Origin of the sequence: Hymenobacter sp. 102 (assembly GCF_049949205.1) — a bacterium.
Classification (GTDB): Bacteria; Bacteroidota; Bacteroidia; order Cytophagales; family Hymenobacteraceae; genus Hymenobacter.
The window spans coordinates 4,076,461-4,097,548 of record NZ_CP188172.1 but is presented as its reverse complement, the minus strand read 5'-3'; the positions used below and the strand labels follow the sequence as shown (position 1 = coordinate 4,097,548).

The window sequence follows — 21,088 nt, the reverse complement described above, 5'->3', positions numbered from 1 at the left end:
GCCCCCGGCTGTGGTAAAACTGCCCGCAGCGTACAATTCTCCGCCGTTTATGGCCAGTGCCAGCACAGGACCATTCATACCAGTGCCAAGGCTACTCCAACTTGTGCCGTCCCATTTGGCGATGTAGCTAGCTGATACCCCACCGGCCATCAAGAAGGATCCCCCAACATACAGATCGTGGCCGCTTACGGCCAACGCACGTACGCTGGACATTAGACCGTCTAACACGATTCCCGTACCCAGTGTCGTCCACTGGGTACCGTCCCACTTAGCAATATTATTGGCAACTACGCCTCCGGCCGTGGTAAACTGGCCTGCAGCGTATACGTCTGTACCACTCACGGCTAAGGCGCGTACTGTACCACTCATGCCCTTCCCAGTACTAAGGCTGTTCCAGGTTACACCATCCCATGTAGCAATATTGTTGGCAACTATGCTCCCAGCTGTGGTAAAATTTCCGCCGGCGTACAACTTCCCGTTGCTCACGGCCAGCGCACTCACGGTCCCATTTATTCCGTTTCCGATGCTGCGCCAAGTAGCTCCATCCCACTGGGCAAGCGTATTTACACCCCCAGTCCTGTAAAAGTATCCCCCGGCGTACAGCGCGTTATTATGTACTACCAGTGCCAACACGCCTTCTGTTAACCCAGTACCGAGTCTACTCCAAGTAGTACCATCCCACTGGGCAATGTTGCTTATGGCTACTCCCCCAACCTCACTAAACCGCCCTCCAATGTATAGCGTGTGGTTGCTCACAGCCATCGAATACACGACGTTATACATTTTCATCTCGGGTCCTAGAGAGCTCCAGCCAGTACCATCCCACTTGACGATGGAATTATGCGTTCCTGTCACTTTGAATCCTCCACCCCCAACGTACAGGTCATTGTCCATTATGGCCAGTGCCGTGACGTGGCCACTTGTTCCGGTTCCCATGCTGCTCCACTGGGTACCATTCCACTTAGCTATACTGTTTACCGTTATACCTCCAGCCGTAGTGAAGACTCCACCCACATATAAATCAGTCCCGCTCACGGCCAGTGCATTCACAATATCATTCGTGCCGGTGCCCAAGCTACTCCACGTAGTACCGTCCCACTTGGCAATGTTGTTTACAGGCAGGCCTCCGGCCGCAGTCAACCGTCCCCCTACGTATAGCGTGTGGCCGTTCACGGCCAGCGCACGTACCCCACCATCAAAATCTGCAGATGTTACTCCTAAGCCAAGATTACTCCAGCGTGTACCATCCCACTTAGCAATGTTATTCGCGACTACATTACCCGCTGTGGTGAATAAGCCGCCAACATATATATCAGTCCCTGAACTGGCCACCGCATAGATTCGACCATTTACGCCCTTTAGTCCAAATCCATCTTGCCATTGCTCATCGCCCGTACCGGCAACGCCAACCGGCTGAAACACGGGCTTGCCGTCAGGTGCCATCCGCAGCCGGTAGCCGGCAGGGTCAAACGAGCCGCTGGCCCCCGTCCGCAACGTGCCATCCGGGCTTAACACATCAGCTAGCGCGGGTATTGCCTGAACGCCGAGTGAGGAAACGACCGGTGGGGTGCCAGCCCAGGCTGCACACGTAAACAGGGGAAGCAAGACCATCAGCAGAGCCGTCCCGGCTAAAGAAGAAATACGCATCAGAATAACAGAAGGAATAGCGGAGTAATGAGCCAAACCTACTGATTTTCTGACTAGCTTCCTTATCCCTGCAAAACCCTCCGTCCTCCACCCCCAACCACTGCGCGAAACCCCACCAGACCATGCTACAAGGCCTCATGATGAACACGCCCCTGCGCATTGCGGGGCTGCTGGAACACGCCGAAAAATGGCACGCCGACACGGAAATCGTGAGCCGCCTGCCCGAAGGCGGCCTGCACCGCACCACCTACGCCGGCCTGGGCCGCCGCAGCCGGCAGCTGGCCAACGCTCTGCGCCGACTGGGTATTGAGGGCGGCGACCGGGTGGGCACGCTGGCCTGGAACACGCACCGCCACCTGGAGCTGTACTATGCCATTTCGGGCTCAGGAGCGGTGTGCCACACCAGCAACCCGCGGCTATTTCCGGAGCAGCTGGTGTACATCATCAACCACGCCCAGGACCGGCTGCTGTTCTTCGACCTTACGTTTCTGCCGCTGGTGGAAAAGCTGGCGCCCAGCTGCCCCACCGTGGAAGCTTGGGTGCTGATGACCGACCGGGCCCACATGCCTGAAACCTCCACCCTGCCCGACCTGCGCTGCTACGAGGACTTGCTGGCTGCCGAAAGCGACGCTTTTGAGTGGCCGGTGTTCGACGAAAATACGGCCTCTTCGCTGTGCTACACCTCCGGCACCACCGACCAGCCCAAGGGCGTGCTGTATTCGCACCGCTCCACCCTGCTGCACAGCTACGCCGCCGCCTTGCCCGACTGCTTCAACTGCTCGGCCCGCGACGTAATTCTGCCCGTGGTGCCCATGTTCCACGTCAATGCCTGGGGTATTCCGTATCTGGCGCCCATGGTGGGCTGCAAGCTGGTATTGCCCGGGCCGGGGCTGGATGCGGCCAGCCTCTATGAGCTGTTCGAGACGGAGGGCGTGACGTTTTCGGCCGGGGTGCCTACCATCTGGTTTGGGTTGCTCACCTTCATGCGGGAAAAGCAGCTGCGGTTTTCCACATTGCGGCAGACGATTGTAGGCGGCGCCTCCTGCCCGCCGGCGCTGCTGAGAGCCTTCGATGAGGAGCTGGGCGTAACCATCCGCCACGCCTGGGGCATGACGGAAACCTCGCCTCTGGGCACCGTGTGCACGCTCAAGCCCCAGCAGCTCAGCCTCAGCCCCGATGAGCAGTTTGCCATCCAGACCAAGCAGGGCCGCGTCATCTTTGGCGTAGATATGAAGATTGTGGACGACGAAGGCCAGGAACTGCCCCACGACGGCGTGGCCTTCGGCGACCTGCTGGTGCGCGGCCCCTTTATCGTGGCCGAGTACTTCGGCACCGAGCCCGGCCACCTCACTCCCGACGGCTGGTTCCGCACCGGCGACGTAGCCACCATCGACCCGGCTGGCTTCATGCACATAACCGACCGAAGCAAGGACGTCATCAAATCGGGCGGGGAGTGGATTTCGAGCATCGAGCTGGAAAACCTGGCCATCGGCCACCCCAGCGTGGCCGAAGCCGCCGTAATTGGCGTGCCCCACCCCAAATGGAGCGAGCGGCCCCTGCTGATAGTGGTGCGCAAGCCCAATCAGGAATTGAGCAAAGAGGAACTCCTGACTTTCTACGACGGCAAGGTGGCCCGCTGGTGGGTGCCGGAGGCTGTGGAGTTTGTGGATCAACTACCGCACACTGCTACCGGTAAGCTGCTCAAAACCCAGCTCCGCAAGGATTTTGACGGCTACCAGTGGTAGCTTGAGTATCAAGGCGAGACAGCCACCGTCATTGCGAGGACGAAGGACGAAGCAATCCGTCCTTTGCAGAATGCGAAGCCTTAAAGAAGCACAAAGCCCCTGACGTCCGAACTGGCGTCAGGGGCTTTTAAGTAGGTCAGGGCTGAGAACTGGGTGAAGGACGGATTGCTTCGTCCTTCGTCCTCGCAATGACGGTAGCTTTAGCGCAACCACCCGGCTACTTCACGTCGGCTGGGGCCTGGCTTTTCATCTTTTCAGCAATGGCCTGTTGCAGCTCCGGCAGGTGTTCCTGCATGCGGCGCTGGCCGATTTCCATGCTGGCAGCCATCAGTTGGGGCATCTTGTCGATGGTTTTGCGGCCGATGGGCGTTTGGTAGAATTTGGCTAGCTCTTTCAGTTCTTTCTCGGTGAACTCGCGGGCGTAGAGCTGCACCATGTCTTCCTTCATGGCGCTCCAGCTCATGTACTTGGTAATGTACGCGCGCATTTCGGGCTCCACCGTCTTCATGCCGGGGTTTTGCTCTATCTGCATGGCCAGCATCCGGTCGATGGATGTGGTGAGGTTCTTCTCGGCGTTGGTAGCGGCCAGCAGTTCCTCGGCGGCTTTGCGCTGGCTGGCCGATAGGGGCGCCTGGGCCGCAGCGGCGGTGGTGGAAGCAGTTGTCTGCGCCTGCGTTGCGGAGGCAGTCAGGGCCAGTGCGGCGGTCAATATCCAGCAGTATTTCATACCCGAAGTACGGAAAATTTGGGCGGGCAGTCGGCCAACATTACACCGTGAAGAAGATCCGGCGGCGGTACAGCACCCACAAAATACCTATCCATACCAGCGTGTAGCACACGGCATACGCCAGGGAAGCATGGTACGGGTGGGCAATATGGGCCGTGAACAGGTGTTCATACAGCCAGTCGCGGGCGTAAAACACGGTACCGTGGGCATCGTGCAGCTTCAGGCGGGTGAGCAGGCGCTCCAGAGCTTCGGGCAGAAAGAACACCAGCAGCGCATTACTGCCGCAGGCCACCAGCGGCTTGGTCCAGGCCCCGCGCCACTGCTGCACATCCACCAGAAAATACAGCACGGCCAGCACCAGCACGCTGATGCCCCCGGCGTACAGCACGTAAGAGCTGGTCCAGAGGGCTTTGTTGATGGGAAACCACCCGTTCCAAACCAGGCCCGCCAGCACCAGCCCGCTGCCGCCTACCAGCATCCAGACGGCTTTGGTGGGTGCATCGGACCCCGGCCGGCGCAGCCACTGCCCTACCAGCACGCCCAGCAGCCCGGTTACGATAGTGGGCAGCGTCCCCAGTACTGATTCCGGGTCCCAGCCCTGCTGGTTCAGGTACAAATGACTGGATGTAAACAGCTTCCGATCCAACCAGGCACCCAGATTGGTAGCGGGCTCCAGGTTGGCGGAACCAATGCCGGGAACCGGCACCAACTGGAGCAGTACGTTGTACACTACCAGTAGCCCACCCCCTATCCAGAGCTGTTGGCGCCAGCTTGTTTTCAGAAAAAGCACACTGCACACTCCGTACACCAACGCAATACGTTGCAAAACACCTGGTATGCGGAAGGAAGTAAAGTAAAAATAGGGCACCAACCCAATGAGCAGGCCCAGCACCAACAGCACCACCATGCGGCGGCCAATGCGCCAAAGAGCAACCGGATGCTGCTTTGGTTGCGACCGTATCCCTGCAAGTCCATATACCAGCGCCACGCCCATGATGAACACGAAGGACGGAAACACTAAATCAGCAGGGGTGCAGCCGTGCCACAGTGCATGAGCCAATGGCCGGTAATACCGGGTGTAGTCGCCGGGGTTGTTCACCAGCAGCATCAGAATCACCGTCAGCCCCCGAAAAACATCCAGGGAAAGTAAACGGGTAGATTTAGCAGCGGACATTCTGTTGGGACTTGTTGATTGGTGGCTGTTCCTGAGCCTGGGAAGGACCCGCTTACGCAACTGGCCTGGGAGTGCTCAGGTCCTTTCTCCCTGCTTGATGCGCAACATGCTCAGGATAACAGCTGCTTATACACTCTGTTGATACTCATTGCACGCTATCCACCTGTCATAATTCACTGGTCACTTTGTCACACTTTGATGATAATATTCCGCCGGTACATCAGCCACAGCACCCCAAACCAGATGAGCACACAGGCAAGGGCCCCGGCCAAAGAAGCATTGACGGGACTGAAATAGGGCACGAACAGGGTATCGTAGAGCCAGTTGCGCAAACCAGTTTCCTGCCCGTTTGCACCCGTTACTTTTATCATATTCAGCAGCCGCGGAATCAGGCCCGAGAGAAAAAATACGGTAATGGCATTGACGCCGTACACCAGCGGTGGCAGCGTCCAGCGGCGGTACTGCTGCACATCTACCAGCCAGTACAAGGCCGCTAAAAAAGCCAGCGCCAGCCCGCCGGTGTAGAGCACGTAGGAACTGGTCCAGAGGGCTTTGTTAATGGGAAACCACCCATTCCAGATCATACCCAGCACCACGCCACCCGCGCCGGCCACAAACAGCCAGGCCACGCGGGTGGCAGGTTCCACCTCGCGGCGGCGCAGCCACTGGCCCGCCAGCATACCCAACAGCCCGGTGCCCACGGCCGGCAGCGTGCTGAGCAGTCCTTCAGGATCCCAGGTGCGGCTTTGTTTCCAGAGGTGCGCCTCACCCAGCACCGTGCGGTCGAGCCAGGCCCCCAGGTTGGTACCGGCCTCCAGGTTGGCCGGCCCGTAGCCGGGCACCGGCACTAGCTGCAGCAGCACGTTGTACACAATCAGAATAGCCGCCAGCAACCCAATCTGCTGCTTGCGGTTAGTTTTCAGAAATAGCACGCCGCATACCAGAAACACCACCGCAATACGAGCCAGCACCCCCGGTATGCGCACTGTGCTGAAGTCGAACTTCGGGAACAGCGCCGAAAACAGCCCCAGCCCGAACAGGATGGCCGCCCGCTTCAGTACCCGCAGCATGGTGCGGCCGTGGATGGCGGGCTGCTGCCGGGCCCCGTCCAGCGCATAGGTAATGCTGACACCCACAATGAACAGGAAAAAGGGGAAAATCAGGTCGGTGGGGGTGCAGCCGTGCCAGTGGGCGTGCTCCAGTGGGGCGTAGATGTGGCCCCAGTCGCCGGGGTTGTTCACCAGAATCATACCCATAACGGTGAGGCCCCGGAATACATCAAGGCTCATGAGGCGACCGGGCTGGGAGGCTTCGGCCAAGGGCGTGGTACCCGTAGTGGTGCGGGCAGCCTGGGTAGTGGTTTGCATGGGAAAAAGGTCGAAGGGCGGAATTGCCAGCAAGATGCAGCATCCGACTGAGTTTTAACGCTTCTGTTTTGCAGCTCAACCGTGCGGAGGCATACCAGTAGGTTACCGTGTGCGAATGTTGGTATAGCCTTCAAAAAATACCATATATAGTTGTTTCGCTGTACAACAACTGCTAGTTTTAGCTGCATTCCATCCGTTTCCGCCCTTTCCTTCTCCCACCCGTTGCTCGTTCTAGCCGCTGTAATTTTCAGCCGGCCAGGCTGATTCTCCTCTTTTTCAGCCCCTTCCTCCCACCGCTGGTATCCTGCCATAGTCCAACTGCCGCGCACCGTCTTCGGTACGCTGGCTTCCTCTTTTCCCCCCTCCTTCTCTCACTTCTCTCTATTGCGTATGAAAAGACAACTATGGTCCTCTCCGCTGGCCCTGGGGTTGCTGCTGGCTGCCCCGGTTGCGTGGGCTCAGCAGGCCACTGTAACTATGCAAGGCGTGGTTACGGGCACCAACGACGGCCAGCCCCTGCCCGGCGTGAACGTGCTGGTAAAAGGCACCACCATTGGTACCCAGACAGGAGCCGATGGTCGCTATTTACTGGCCAATGTACCTACGGGCAGTACGCTGGTATTTAGTTTTATCGGCTATTCCTCGCAAGAGTATCGGGTAGGCAACAACACTACCGCCAACATTGCCCTTGGCCCTGATTCCAAAAGCCTCAGTGAAGTAGTGGTAACGGGCATGGGTATTAAGCAGGAGCGGCGCGAGTTGAATTATAGCGCCCCCCAAGTACAAGGTGGCGAACTTGTGGAAACCCGCCAGACTAACATCGTGAATGCCTTGCAGGGCAAAGTGGCTGGGGTGAGCATCACATCCTCGGGTGGCGCGCCGGGCGAAGGAGCCGCCATTGTAATCCGGGGCGGCAATTCCTTAGATGGGAATAACCAGCCTCTATTCGTGATTGACGGAGTAATTATGGATAACTCCTCGTTTACGGAAAGCACGGCTCCGGGCGGCGGCTCGGGCTTTAACGGGCTGTTGGGTCGCTCGGTGGCCAGCCAGAACCGCGTAGGCGACCTGAATCCTGAGGATATTGCCTCCCTTACGGTGCTGAAAGGCGGGGCTGCAGCCGCTATTTATGGCCTACGTGCCGCTAACGGAGCCGTCATCATCACTACCAAAAAAGGTACCGCCGGCCGCACGACCATCAGTTACCGCACGCAGTTTTCGGTTGATGAGGTGCGGCAGCTACCCAAGCTGCAAGACCGGTACAAGCAGGGCACCAACGGTACGTTCGACCCTACGGTGCGCTCTTCTTTCGGTCCTCAGTTCCAGCCCGATGAAACCGTATACGATAACGTGGGTGACTTCTTTCAGAAAGGTAAAAGCTGGCAGCACTTCCTCACCATGTCGGGCGGCTCAGATAAAAGCTCTTTTATCTTCTCGGCCTCACGCAATACCACCGATGGGATTGTGCCCACCAGCCGCTACGAGCGCACTACTCTGCGACTGGGCGGCTCGGCTAAGCTTTCGGAGAAACTGAGCCTGACGGGCTCCACGCAGTACATCAACTCCGGCGGCACGGTGCCGATTCAGGGACCAGGTTTATTTGGCGGTACGGGCGGCTTCTATACCAGCCTACTCAATTGGCCCCGCAATGACAACGCAAGTGTGTACCTGAACCCCGACGGTACCCGCCGTCGCTTGCTGGGCTCGGCTACCTCGGCCAACGATGCCGATAATCCGTATTTTTCTATCTACCGCAACCCTCAAACTACCCGCAACAACCGCTTCATTGGTAGCATTCAGGCCTCATTGGATATTCTGAAATGGTTGAATCTATCGAACACCAGCGGCACTGATTTCTATTTCCAAAAGGACCGCTCGGTGCGGGCCGTGGGCACTTCGCTCACCGGTAATCAGGACGGCGGTATTTCGGAAACCAGCACGCTGAGCCGTCTGCTCAACTCCAATACCCTACTCACTTTCAAACATAATTTCTCCGACAACATCGGAGGCGCATTGGTGCTGGGCAACATGGTGGACGTGAGCCGTTCAGAAATTGTGGACAACCTAGGGTTGATTTTCCAGAATCCGAACCCGGCGGTGCCCTCCATCAACAACACGGTTAACCGCAACGCCCTTACCACCAACTCGGAGCGCCGCTTGATAGGCAACTTCGCCCGCCTGAACGTGAACTTATTCAACCAGGTAAGCCTGGAACTGAACGGACGCCGCGACCAGACCTCTACCCTGCCCCGCCCCGGCGAAGGCAAAAACTACGGCCGCGTATTCTACTACGGCGCGGTTTCAGCGGGCTGGGAATTCACCCAACTGCTGGGCCTCTCGCAGAATCCCTGGCTGAACTACGGTAAGCTACGCGGCTCCATCTCGGATGTGGGCAAAGACACCGGCCCTTACCGCGTCGATTCGCCGCTGGCTCAGGGCACTTACATTGGCGGCGGCTTCCGTAACGGCTTCTACGGTTCAAACGCTAACTTGGTACCCGAGCACACCCGCGCCATCGAGTTCGGGGTAGACCTGCAGTTTCTGCGCAACCGCGTGGGCCTGGAGGCCAACGTGTACCAGCAAACCACCCGCGACCAGCTGATTGCACCGCGCGTTAGCCAAGCCACCGGCTTCATTCTGCAGTACATTAACGGGGGCACCGTGGAAAATAAGGGCTTGGAAATTGCCCTGCGCGGCACACCCGTGCAGCAGGCCAATTTTACCTGGGATGTGGTGGCCAACTACTACGCCAACCGCAACCAGGCCAACAAGCTGCCCGGTTTCCTCACCGAGGTGTACCAGTCAGACGCTTGGGTGATTGACGTGGCCCGCGGCGGTGCCTTCCCCGGCTACGCTATTTCCTCCATCAGCGCCCTAGACTACCAGCGCGCCCCCGATGGTCAGATCCTTATCAGCCCTACTACCGGCTACCCGCTGGTGAATACCAGCACCTTCGTGTACGCTGGCAACCGTGCACCCCAATACACAGTGCAGGTTACCAATACGTTGCGCTACAAAGAACTGTCTTTCTCCTTCCTGTGGGATTTCCGTAAAGGCGGTAAAGTGGTGAATGGCAACGACTGGCTGGCCACCCGCACCGGCCTGAGCGAGCGGACTTTGGACCGCTACAAAACAGCCGTATTTGATGGGGTAATTCGGCAGGCCGATGGCACTTATGTACCTAACACCCGCCCTGTTGAACTCACGCAGAGCTATTACCAGAATATTCTGGGCGTGATTGGGACTCCCTTTATTGAGGATGGCTCCTGGTCCCGGCTGCGCTACGCCACACTTTCCTACCTGCTACCAGCCAAGCTGTTCACTGATTCCAAGTCAGTGAAAGGCGTGGAGCTGTCGGTAACGGGCCGCAACCTGCTGCTATTCACCAAGTACTCGGGCGGCGACCCGGAAACATCTTCGGCCGGTGCCGGGGTACGCGGTGGCGGCTCGGGTGGCTTCGACTATGGCGGAGTACCCCGCACCCGCGGCGTAGATATGAGCCTGCGCGTGAATTTTTAATCAGTTACTCGCTGTCAGCATAACACTGACAATGAGTAATTTCTATTCTCAACTGACTTTCTTCTGATGAAAAAGTATATTCTGCTGCTGGGACTGGCCGTAAGCAGTGGGGTACTGACGTCCTGCGACAAATTCTTCGACGTTAATACTGACCCCAACAACCCGGTTACCTCCACACCCAACTTCCTACTGCCCGGCATTATCTCACAGGGTGTACAGACCCAGATGTTTACCTCCCTGGTAACGCCTTACCTGACGCAGTATCTGGTGCGCAAGTCGGCCATTGGCGGCTCCGACCAGTTTCTTCTGACCAACGCCAACAGCACCAATACCTTCAACTACAGCTACTTCTACTCGGGTGGCACCATCCCGACGCTAACGAAGGCGGCGGAGCAGGAAGGCTCGCCGTACTACATCGGGGCGGCCAAAATCATCCAAGCCATGCTGCTGGCGCACGCCACCGATATGCTGGGCGACATTCCGTATTCGGAGGCATACCAGGGCGCGGCCAACTATACCCCCAAGTACGATTCTCAGGAGCAGATTTACGCCACCATCAATATGCTCTGCGACGAGGGCATTGCTCTGATGCAGAAGCCGTCCTCAGAAAACTTCCGGCCCCTGTATGTGACGTCGCCCAGCATTTCCGGTGACATCCTGTTCCAAGGCAACACCCAAAAATGGATCAAATTCGCCAACGGCTTGAAGGCACGGCAGCTCAACCACCTCACCAAGAAGAGTAGCTACGACCCGGCCAAAGTGCTGGCGCTGGTGGATCAGAGCATGACCTCCTCAGCCGATGACGCGCAACTGCAATATCAGGTGGCGGTAGCACCGCTTACGGGTACCACCAGCATCTTCGGCACAACGCGCAACAACTTCAGCACGGCCACTTTTTCCACCAACCTCATTAAGTACCTGAACGGTAACGCCGCTGGTGCCGCCTACCCCGGTGTAGTGGACCCGCGCCTGACCATTATGGCTACGGCCGGCAGCCCCGGCGCCGACCCCGGCGTGGGCACCACTTCGGCAGCGGCTACGGTGAATGGCTTTACGGACTTTTACAGCTCCTGGTATGCCCGCGACCTGGGGTATTTTGAGGTGATGAGCTACCACGAAATCAAGTTCATTGAGGCCGAAGCTGCTTTCCGGGCCGGCAACCTGAACCGGGCACTGACGGCGTATCGGGAAGGTATTCGGGCGCACATTGCCAAAATTGGCGTAGGCGGCAACAATTCCGTGCCGCCGGTTTCTTTTCCCCTGATTTCCGGGGCTCAGATTGAAACCTACCTGAATAGCGCCGCTGTTGCCCAGAATACTTCCGAGCTTACGCTCAAGCGCATCATGGAGCAGAAGTATATTGCCCTTTTCCTGAATCCGGAGTCGTGGGCCGATTTGCGCCGCCTAGATTACGACCCTACCATTTACCCGAACCTGCGCTACCCCACGGGCACCAATATAAACAGCACCCTGGCTACCAAGCCCGATTTCAAGGATCGGTGGCCCCGACGCATGCTGCCGGGTGCCACGGAGGTATTGTACAACCCACAGGCCGTAGCCAAGCTGTTTGCCGATGCCATGGCTACCTCCAACGACGACTACATTGGCAAGCCCCTGTGGTGGGACCGTCCGTAAGGCTGGCACCCAATTGTCCTCTTTCATTTACTTCTCTCATGACACGATATAGTTCTCTTTTCGTCTCCTCCCACGGATGGCAGCCGCTGGTACTAACCGGCCTCCTAGCGCTGGGCTTGGTTACAGCCAGCTGCCAAAAGGAAGAGTTTGATGACCATTACACCCTGCAGGACGATGCCGGCTTTGGCTCTGTTTCCACAATAGGTGGATCTTTGGCCACTAAGTATGCCCCCGGCGAAACCGTACCAGTAATTGTGGCCTTCAACCAAGCTGATAATTTGAAGGACATCACCGTATTCCAGGTAATTAATAAGCTGGACTCCATGGTAGTGGGTACATATTCAGCTAATGGGCAATATCAAAGCACCCCGCAACTGTACACCCAGATTGTACCCTACACGGTGCCTGGCACGCTTGCCAACAAAACGCCCGTGCGGGTAGATGTGACCCTGAATTTTGCCGATGGTAGCAAGCGGCTGCGTCGTTTCACGTACACGGCGGCCAACTCGCCTACGCTTAAGTTCGGAACTACGCCGGTTACTTACCGTAATGGTCTGAGTGCCACCCAGCAGTCTTCCGGCGACGTGCTGGGTTACTCTATTTTGCTGAACGAAGGCGGTATTGCCACGGTACCCACTGCCGGCAGCACGGCTACACTGTTCAAGAACGTGGATAGCCTTACTTACTTTGTACGGAGCGGCACAGATGCCCCGAAGCGCCTGGGTGTAGTACGGGGCCCCTCGGCCGGCGCGGCTACCACCGTCACCGTGAATGCGCCCGTACCGGCCAACTCCAACGGCCAGACGCTCACGTACTCATTCGTGGCCTACGCCCAGAACACGTCCACTTCGCTCACGGCGGCTCCCATCAATATTGTGGGGCCCACTTCCTTCGCTACGGCCCTGAAAACCGGCCGGGTAGTATTTGGGGCCGGGGCTCCGGCCGATTCCGTGGCCTTCAACCTGAAAACGGCCCTGAATGAGCCGAACAACGGCCCCACGGCCAATAAGGATTTGTATGTCTCGGGCATCTCAACCACTAGTTTTACGCTGGCGGCGGCCAATACCACCCGCTATTACAAGCTCACGCCCGCGCAGGTAGCTTCGGGCCTGTACACCTCGGCCACGGCCAACGCCATTGGCCTGCTGCTGTTCCAGAACACCACTTCCGCCGACCTGGGTATCGTGGCCGTGAATGACGTGTACGCTGTGCGTGTGCGGGGCACCGGCGAGATGATGCTATTACGTGTCACCGGCATCAAAAGCAGTTCTGCTGGCTCTACCGGCCGCGTAAAGTTTGAGTATCGGACACTGTAATAGAGAGTACTCTTCACAAAAAAGGCCCTTTCTGAGTTTCAGAAAGGGCCTTTTTTGTGAAGAGTACTCTCTATTACAGCGAGGCTATCATCCACCAAACAGTCGCCGGAAGAAGCCGCCGCGCTTACCCTTGGTTTTCACCTTCACCTTGGCAGGTACTGGGGCCGGGCGGGTCACTACCGGCCGCGGGGCAGCTGGTTGAGGCGTCGCAGCTGGTGGGGGTGTACCTGGCGCCGGGGCAGACGGCGGAGCGGGAACCGGCGCAGGCGGGGCCTGCTGGGCCACTACCACCTCGGCGGGGCGGCCTGTAGTACGCACTGAAATGGGCCGGCTTTCGTTGTGCAGCCGGTCGAAAGCCGTAAGGTAGTAGGCGTAGGCATGGCCGAAGCGGGCCGTGGTATCCTGAAACTGCAACTTGCGGCCCGCTTGCGGCCGAACGATGGCCAGCAGGTTGCGGGGGTCGTCGGGCGAGGGCGTTTGATCGGGAGTAAAGCGGTAGAGGCCGTAGTAGACGGCCTCGTCGCCATCGGGGGCGGCGGGGCCGGGCTGCCAGCTCAACGTATTCACGTTGAGCTGGGTACTCACGCTGAGTTGCTGGGCCGGCAGCGGCGGCACGGCATCGAGCCAGGGCATAGCCGGCGGCAGGGCCGGGTACCGAAACTCATGCTCCCGCAACGAATCGGTGGTGTGCAGGGCGTTGGCCATCAGGGATTTTGAGCTGAAGAACACACTGCCGTTCACCTCCGCCGGAAACGTGCGGTTGAAGCGTACCTGCCGGGGCAGCTCGCGGGGGTTGCGCCACACGGTATCGGAGCGGGTACTTTCCAGCATGCGGTAGGCCCCGTGCCCGATGTACACGTGGCGGCCATTGGCGTTGCGGGCCCACCACTCCACCAGCACCGGATACTGCGCCACCTTGAAGCCGGTACTCCAGTATAGTTGGGGCAGCACGTAGTCAACCCAACCCTGGCGGGTCCACTCCAAAGCATCCGCGTACAGCCCGTCGTAGCCCTGGAAGGCTTTGGTGGCCGAGCCGTTGGGGTCGGACGTCTGGTTGCGCCACACGCCAAAGGGCGAAATGCCAAACTTCACCCAGCGCTTGGCCCGGTGAATAGAGTCGTGTAAATCCCGGATCAGGATGTTTACGTTCTGTCGCCGCCAATCGGCCACGGGCAGGTTATCGGGGTTGAAGCGGGCGTAAGCCTGCTCATCGTGAATCACCTGCCCGGCCTCGGGGTACGGGTAGAAGTAGTCGTCGAAGTGCACCCCGTCAATATCGTAGCGGCGCACCACGTCCAGAATCACCTCATTGATGTAGGTGCGCACCTCGGGCAGACCGGGGTTGTAGAGTAGCTTGCCGGCGTAGCGGATGAACCACTCGGGATGGTGGCGGTACGGGTGGTTGGGAGCCAGCCGGCGCGTCACGGTGTCCATAGTGGCGCGGTAGGGGTTAAACCAGGCATGAAACTCCATGCCGCGCTGGTGGGCTTCGTCGATTAGGAACGGCAATGGGTCCCAAAGGGGCGCGGGGGCTTTGCCCTGAGTACCCGTGAGCCACTTGCTCCAGGGCTCCAGACTGCTCTGGTAAAAGGCATCGGAGGCGGGCCGCACCTGCACAAACACCGCGTTTACGCCGCTTTTCTGGTGGTCATCGAGCATGCGGCGGTATTCACGGCGCTGCTGCTCGGGGGTGAGGCTGCGGCTGCTGGGCCAGTCAATATTCTCGACGGTGGCAATCCAGACGCCGCGCAACTCCCGCTTGGGCGGTACGTCGGCGGCGTGGCCACTGGCGGAAAGCAGCAGACCACAGGTCAGCAACAGCAAAAACAGGCAACGGTAGGTGGTACGCAACTGGGTCATTACCCAAAAATAGCGCATTCGGCCGCAGGAACCCGGCCTTTTTTTGCGACCCGGCGTCAGCGCGTTACCTCATAGCTCCTCAAACGGCAAATCCAGCAACTCAAAATCTGACCAGCATTTATGGTCGTAGTGCCACCACTCATCCACGTAGTTTACAAACCCCTGGCGCTTCATGGCTGCCAGCAGAATGCTGCGGTTGAACAGCACATGCGGGGGCAGATCGGCGTAGCGGGAATTGGCGGCCGGGGTCAGCTCATCAAAATCAGTCGGCAGCGGTAAGTGGCGGCCAGTGGTACGCTCTACCAGGCCCACATCCACGGAGCACCCCCGGTTGTGACGGGAGCCACGCCAGGGCGGGGCCGCAAACTTCTCGTTGCGGACGTGCTCGTAGAACTGTACCGTAACGCTGTACGGCCGGTAGGCATCGTATATGCACAGCCCGAGTCCTAACCGTCCCAACGCCTCCTGCACCCGCGCCAAGGCCTCGGCCACGGGCCGCCGCAAAAAGGCGCGGGCCTGCTGGTAAGCCGGCCGCCCCAGCAGGTTGCGCGCGGTGGCGTACCGCACGTCCAGCACCAGCCCCGGAATCAGGGCGGCGAGGTCTACCAGTTCGCGTTCCGCCTGGTGGGCCACACGCTGCCGGTACTCATCAGCGGAAGAAATTACGGTGAGTCCGAAAGAGTTTACGGCCATACACTACTCAAAACAAACGAAAGCCGAAACTCATCAGTACTGGTGGCATACGCGGAACTGGATCATACTGTTATGCAGCTACTACTGCATAGGCGGGGCTATTGTTTGCGTGCACGTTGTAGTTCCCGCTGGTACACGACCTCACCCAGCCGCCGCAGAAACGGCAGCCCCACGGTGTCGTAGTCATACTGGTCGTCGTTGAGCACCCCGTCGTGGTTCACGTACAGTACTGCGCTGAGCAGGAATTCCACGCCGTGGGCCGGGTCGGTGAGGTAGGCGTTATCGATGAGAAACCCGTAGGCCTGCCCGATTTTGTTGTAGATACGGACGCCCTCCGGCAACGGTCCGGGGTTTCCGCCCACCAGCAAAAATTTGGCGTAGTTATCGGGGTACTGCGTGGCCGGATAGCGCGGCCACTGGCTCTGGCGGGGCAGCCGGTGCAGGTAATCCAGCAGCAACCGCCTATCAGCCGAATCCAGCTGAAACTGCCGCCGCCGGGGCACCGACGCCGGAAATACCACGGCCCGCAGGATGCGCTGCAAATCGGCCAGCGTGGTGGCGTTTTTGGTGCTGAAATCCATGGGCTGGCTGAGGCGCTGTCCGTTTTGCAGGTAGGCTTCCCCCACCGTGCGCCGCTGCCGGGGCCCGGGCTGCCAGCGCCTCGCAAACGTGGCGGCCGGCTGCACGTACAGGGGCCGCGTGAGGCTGGAATCCGTGAAAAAAGCTACCGGATTGGTGCGCCGGGCCGTGGAATCCTGGTCGCCGACGGACAGGCGGTGGCGTAGCACCGTGCGGCGCAGGCCATGCCGACGCAGGCCGGCCTGCAGGGCGGCCGGCCCCACAAACTCATACAATCGGTTGTAGGCATCATTATCACTCACCAGCAACAACTTACGCACGTACTGTCCCACACTGGCCCGCTGGTTTTGGCTGCTGGTGTCGCGCAGCACCCGGGTTTGCGCGTAGGCAGCCGAATCAATGCGGAGCGGAGAACTGCTGGTTAGCCCCGGCACCTGTTGACTTAGTTGGTGTACCTTTTCCAGGGCCAGGATGGCCGTGGGCAACTTGATAGCACTGGCCGGGTAAAAATATTCCCGAGGCCGCACCCGGTACCGGTACTGCCGGAAATGGGGCTGGCCCTGCCTATCGCGCCGGATTTGGGTGTACAGCACCTGGAGCCGGTAGTGGCCGGCGGCCCGCACTACCGGGGCCAGCACCGCATCGGAGCGCAGCAGGCGGGGCAGCGGATTCTGCGCGTGTGCGCTGCCGCCCAGCAGCCAGATCAATCCGCCCAAAGCCAGTAGTCGTTTCATAGCTGGCAAGATACTGGTCTGTACGCAGCCGGGCCCGACCACCAAGTTAGCGGTAGTCGGGCCCGGTTGTGTTGATCGTTTGACTTCGCGCTACTTCTGCCGCTCAGAATCAGGGGTGGCAGGGCTGTTTTCCGAGGGCGAATCGGGACCACCTTCCAGGCCGTTGGTCTGGTCAGCGTTGCCGTAGCCGCCCCGGATGCCGGCCCCGCTGTCGTGGCGGAGTTGCTCCTGAGTGGTTTCGGGCGTTTTGGCAGGTTCGGGCTGCTCCTGGCTTGGTTGTTGGGGGTGCTGAGTCATAGAAGTAGGTGCTAAAGAGTTACAGATTTACCTGACCGGTTTCGCCGCCCGATACACCGGTGCCGCTGCTGGTAGTGTTGCCGCCCACGTCGCCGTCCTGGGCATTGCCGGGGGCGTCGTAGGTGGGGGCCCCGGAGCGGATTCGGCTGCCGCTGATGGGCTGGCCACCGTCGGTGCCGCCGCTGCCGGAGTTATCGTCGGCGTTCAGGCCGGTATCGTGGCTGCCGGGGGCCTGGCGGCCTTCAGGCTGGCGCTGAGCCGGTTGGTTATCAGTAGCCTCGGGCAGGTTCCGGGCGTCGGTGGGTTTTTCGGGGGGCTGCGTCATGGGTAGAGAGGTTCGGTGAAATACCCAGCACAGGAGCCGGGCCGTTTGGCTGTCTATACGCACGAGGGCAGGCGGCGTTCAGCCTGCGCCATTTGAAATTCGGGCGCATTTCGTCAAATTAGGGCCGTTTTCATTTGTCTACCCGCCTACTTACCTATCCATGTCTGCCTCATCTGATTCGTTTTTACAGAAAACCAGCGAAGAATTATTGTATCTGGTGCAGCATCCCGAGCTGTATCATGCCACGCTGGTAGCGGAAGCCGGCCGGGAGCTACGCCGCCGGGGTGTGGCGCTTCCGCGTTATCAGGAAGCGGAGCCAACTGTTGCTGCTCCGGTTTCCGCTGCCCATGCCTACGAAGAACCCGCTCCCTCTTCCCTGGGCCGCTGGTGGCCCGCCGGCCTGCTTGCCGTGGCCGTGGCGGGCTTAGCGTGGTGGGGCCTGTCTGACTCTTCTACTGCCACGTCAGCGGCAGTGGCCGCCAAACCCGCTTCCACCGCGCCCATTTTGCTGGAAGCCGTTAAGACGGACCGCATGCCCGATTTTGAGGCGGAAACCGCCCGGCAGGTAGCCACCGCCAAACGGCAGCTTTCGGCCACTGACCGGGCCGATACTACCGCTACCGGCCGCTACGGCCGCATGGCCCGCCGCTACTGGCTGGCCGAAAACGCCGCCGCTTACCTCACCAAGCAGGCCACCAGCAAAAAGGTACCCGACGTGTTTCCGGGCCAGGTTACGATTGCCCTGGAGCGCATTACCTGGTTTATGAAAGCCAAAGCCTATAATCAGCACCTGACGCCGGTTATGGAAGAACGGCTGCAGCTCATGCAGCAAGGCTTGCTGTTACGTCGCAACTCCCTCGAAAACCTGAAAACCCGCTACGAAACGTACGGAGAAACCTACCTGGACCGGGACCTGAACCGCGCCGATTTTGAGGCTTCCGACATTAGCGGGGAGTTGCAGGGCCAGCCCATCAAGCGGGCTCCCATGCAGGGTAAACTTTCTGAATTGTAAGCCCCGGCCACTGGCATCGTGCTATCCTGTCAGGCTTGGTGGGCTGGCAGGGTTTATGACGCGCGTAGTGAAGCCCCGCCGTTGGGGTTTTGCTACGCGCGCTGTGGTATGCAGGAGCCCAATTCACCCGCTGATTTATTTGCTGAGAAAACGGATGCCGAGCTGCTGTACCTAGCGCAGCATGCCCGGCAGTACCCGCCCGCTGTAGGGCAGGCCGCCGTGCGCGAATTGCAGCGCCGGGGCCTGGTACCCGATATTTCGGCCGGACAGCCGACACCGCCAGCAGCTTCTTCCGCCCCTACCACCGAGGCAACCATTGGCAGCACACTGGCCGGCATTTTTGGATTCCGGGAGGGCTACCGCATCACGCCCTTGCTGCTGTGGCTGAACCTGCTGGGCTACGCGCTGCTGGCCCTGGCCGGCCGGAACTTCTGGCAGCCGACGGCGGCGACGCTGGTGCAGTGGGGTTCCAACTTCTCACCGCTTACCCTGCCCGGACAACCCTGGCGGCTGCTAACCAGCGTATTCCTGCACGGTGGCGTGGGCCACCTGTTGATGAACATGGCCTCGCTGGTATTTCTGGGGTTGCTTACTGAAAGGCTGACCGGCCCCCGTCGGCTCCTGCTCATCTACCTGCTGTGCGGAGTGGCAGGCAGTCTGGCCAGCTTGTGGTGGCACGCGCAGGGCGTCAACTCGGTGGGTGCGTCGGGGGCTATTTTTGGACTATATGGACTTCTCCTGGCTACGCTGCTCAGGCGGCCCGAGGTCTTTTCCCGGCCCCAACGCTACACCGTGGGCTTGTTTGTGCTGTACCTGCTGGCCGGCAGCCTGGCCGGGGGGCTGCAATCCTACACCACCGATAATGCCGCCCACCTTGGCGGATTGGTAACCGGCGCGGTGCTGGGGGCCGCGTTTCCGCCAGCGGCGGCGGCTACTCCGCCAACCAGTTAAGCTGCCTGAACTTCACCGAAGTGCAGGCTCGCACAGCATAACCATTCGCAGCTGCGTATCTTTTGCCGGCTTTCTGCCACCCACCCGCTGCACCTGCATCACTCCTGCTTCCGTGTCCGAATCACCAGACCTTCCGAACGATAATACCCCCGATGATGGAACGCCGCGGCCTTCGCGCTGGCGGCGGGTGGCGGCGGCCGTGGGGCGCGCGGCCCGGGCCCCGTTTGATGGGGCGGGTCTGCTTTATCGGGTAAGCCAGGATAATCTGCATTTCACGCTGCCGGTACTCAATGGCGCGTTCGGCGACCAGCTGGCCGCCCGCCACGACCGGCGCGCCATCCGGATGAGCTTCCGCCGCTACGAAGCCGATGTAGCGGTAGCGGAGTTGGCCCTGCAGCCGGCGGCTGATGGCAGGCCTCGCAAAACCGTGGTGTTTCTGCACGGGCTGATGGGCGACGAAATCATCTGGCAAACCGGCAACGGCCCCGACGATGTACGCTTCGGCCCGCGCCTGCAGCAGGAAACCGGCGTATGCTGCCTATACGTGCGCTACAACTCCGGCCTGCACATTTCCGAAAACGGCCGCCTGCTCCACCAGCTGCTCTCCGAGCTACTCCTCACCTACCCCGACGCCGTGGGTGAGCTGGTGCTGGTGGGCCACAGCATGGGCGGGCTGGTCATTCGCTCGGCGGGGTATTATGGAAGTCGGGATGAGTTGTCAGTTGTTGGTTGTCAGTTGTCAGGCTCCAACAACGAGCAGTCGGCAACAAGTAACTCACATTGGCTGAACCGTTTACGGGACGTTTTTTTGCTGGGCGTACCCAATGACGGGTCATTTCTGGAGCAGAACAGCCACCTCACCAGCCTGATTCTGCGCAAAATCAACCTCTGGCCCACCCGTGCCATCAGTGGCCTCATTGACAAGCGCAGCAACGGCATCAAGGACCTGCGCCACGCCCGGCTGGTGGATGAGGACTGGCAGAGTGAGCACGCCGACGACCTGTTTCCGCCCCGCACGGTGGTGCCGCCGCTGCCGGGAGTGCGCTACCATATTCTGGTGGGCTCGTTGCTGAAGTCCGCTACCTCCGCCCTGCACGACTACTTCGGCGACGGGCTGGTGGGCGCGGGCAGCGCCCGGGGCCGCATCTTCCAGGACCCCGCCGCCCCACCCGAACTACTCATCAGCACCCACGTGTATTCCAAGCTCCACCACGGCACCCTGCTCAGCAGCCCCGAAGTGTACCAATACCTACGGAAGAGGGTTGGGTAGTTTAGGGTAGGAGGGTTTGGGGGTAAGAGGGTAAGGGTTGGCTGTCATTGCACTGTCATCCTGAGCAGCGCGAAGGGCCTTATTACGCAAGAACGAATCGTTGCTGTTGCTACGATTATCGTTTCTGCATGATAAGGCCCCTCGCGCTGCTCAGGATGACGATTACCAAACTCAGCTTCTATAGCACCCCTAACTGTTTTCGAACAGTACACAGACGCGTATCTGCGCCGTGGGGTC

General features: G+C 59.7%; 15 protein-coding genes. 7 read left to right on the top strand and 8 right to left on the bottom strand.

Annotated elements, in window-relative coordinates:
• The first annotated feature begins 1,769 nt into the window (after positions 1–1,769).
• Complete coding sequence (locus ACN19L_RS17655) at positions 1,770–3,392, top strand: 3-(methylthio)propionyl-CoA ligase (protein ID WP_426490783.1); 1,623 nt, start codon at positions 1,770–1,772, stop codon at positions 3,390–3,392.
• A 217-nt stretch (positions 3,393–3,609) separates the two neighbouring features.
• On the opposite strand, the gene ACN19L_RS17650 is transcribed toward ACN19L_RS17655, so the two are convergent.
• The 3 genes from ACN19L_RS17650 to ACN19L_RS17640 all read right to left on the bottom strand — a co-directional run bounded on the left by ACN19L_RS17650 (position 3,610) and on the right by ACN19L_RS17640 (position 6,660).
• Positions 3,610–4,119 (bottom strand): DUF2059 domain-containing protein, encoded by a 510-nt coding sequence (locus tag ACN19L_RS17650; RefSeq protein ID WP_426490782.1) that lies wholly within the window; start codon positions 4,117–4,119, stop codon positions 3,610–3,612.
• Positions 4,120–4,159: 40 nt separating this feature from the next.
• On the bottom strand, positions 4,160–5,293 hold the full coding sequence (locus ACN19L_RS17645) for an acyltransferase family protein (protein WP_426490781.1): 1,134 nt from the start codon (positions 5,291–5,293) through the stop codon (positions 4,160–4,162).
• 188 nt (positions 5,294–5,481) lie between these two features.
• Positions 5,482–6,660 carry an acyltransferase family protein gene (locus tag ACN19L_RS17640; RefSeq protein WP_426490780.1) on the bottom strand — a complete coding sequence of 393 codons (1,179 nt, stop codon included), beginning with the start codon at positions 6,658–6,660 and terminating at the stop codon, positions 5,482–5,484.
• A gap of 390 nt (positions 6,661–7,050) precedes the next feature.
• On the opposite strand from ACN19L_RS17640, the gene ACN19L_RS17635 reads away from it, so the two are divergent.
• The 3 genes from ACN19L_RS17635 to ACN19L_RS17625 all read left to right on the top strand — a co-directional run bounded on the left by ACN19L_RS17635 (position 7,051) and on the right by ACN19L_RS17625 (position 13,130).
• Positions 7,051–10,179, top strand: coding sequence for a SusC/RagA family TonB-linked outer membrane protein (locus ACN19L_RS17635; RefSeq protein WP_426490779.1), 3,129 nt, complete (start codon positions 7,051–7,053; stop codon positions 10,177–10,179).
• A gap of 66 nt (positions 10,180–10,245) precedes the next feature.
• Positions 10,246–11,814, top strand: a complete 1,569-nt coding sequence (locus ACN19L_RS17630; RefSeq protein WP_426490778.1) for a SusD/RagB family nutrient-binding outer membrane lipoprotein — start codon at positions 10,246–10,248, stop codon at positions 11,812–11,814.
• 38 nt (positions 11,815–11,852) lie between these two features.
• On the top strand, positions 11,853–13,130 hold the full coding sequence (locus tag ACN19L_RS17625; protein ID WP_426490777.1) for a hypothetical protein: 1,278 nt from the start codon (positions 11,853–11,855) through the stop codon (positions 13,128–13,130).
• Between the two features lie 87 nt (positions 13,131–13,217).
• Here the strand turns inward: ACN19L_RS17625 and ACN19L_RS17620 are convergent, their stop codons facing one another.
• The 5 genes from ACN19L_RS17620 to ACN19L_RS17600 all read right to left on the bottom strand — a co-directional run bounded on the left by ACN19L_RS17620 (position 13,218) and on the right by ACN19L_RS17600 (position 17,618).
• A complete protein-coding gene (locus tag ACN19L_RS17620) occupies positions 13,218–14,990 on the bottom strand; it encodes a glycoside hydrolase family 10 protein (protein ID WP_426490776.1) in 1,773 nt (590 codons plus the stop codon).
• Positions 14,991–15,059: 69 nt separating this feature from the next.
• A complete protein-coding gene (locus tag ACN19L_RS17615; protein WP_426490775.1) occupies positions 15,060–15,683 on the bottom strand; it encodes a M15 family metallopeptidase in 624 nt (207 codons plus the stop codon).
• Positions 15,684–15,781: 98 nt separating this feature from the next.
• Positions 15,782–16,996 carry a serine hydrolase gene (locus ACN19L_RS17610; RefSeq protein ID WP_426490774.1) on the bottom strand — a complete coding sequence of 405 codons (1,215 nt, stop codon included), beginning with the start codon at positions 16,994–16,996 and terminating at the stop codon, positions 15,782–15,784.
• Positions 16,997–17,086: 90 nt separating this feature from the next.
• Positions 17,087–17,293: a hypothetical protein gene (locus ACN19L_RS17605; RefSeq protein ID WP_426490773.1), complete on the bottom strand. Its 207-nt coding sequence runs from the start codon at positions 17,291–17,293 to the stop codon at positions 17,087–17,089.
• A 19-nt stretch (positions 17,294–17,312) separates the two neighbouring features.
• Positions 17,313–17,618 (bottom strand): hypothetical protein, encoded by a 306-nt coding sequence (locus ACN19L_RS17600; protein ID WP_426490772.1) that lies wholly within the window; start codon positions 17,616–17,618, stop codon positions 17,313–17,315.
• 160 nt (positions 17,619–17,778) lie between these two features.
• Between ACN19L_RS17600 and ACN19L_RS17595 the strand changes: the two genes are divergently transcribed.
• The 3 genes from ACN19L_RS17595 (at position 17,779) to ACN19L_RS17585 (ending at position 20,851) form a co-directional block, all read left to right on the top strand.
• Positions 17,779–18,630, top strand: a complete 852-nt coding sequence (locus tag ACN19L_RS17595) for a hypothetical protein (protein WP_426490771.1) — start codon at positions 17,779–17,781, stop codon at positions 18,628–18,630.
• A 108-nt stretch (positions 18,631–18,738) separates the two neighbouring features.
• Positions 18,739–19,581: a rhomboid family intramembrane serine protease gene (locus tag ACN19L_RS17590; protein WP_426490770.1), complete on the top strand. Its 843-nt coding sequence runs from the start codon at positions 18,739–18,741 to the stop codon at positions 19,579–19,581.
• Between the two features lie 112 nt (positions 19,582–19,693).
• Entirely contained in the window at positions 19,694–20,851 is a 1,158-nt protein-coding gene (locus ACN19L_RS17585) for an esterase/lipase family protein (protein WP_426490769.1), read from the top strand.
• Positions 20,852–21,088: the final 237 nt, after the last annotated feature.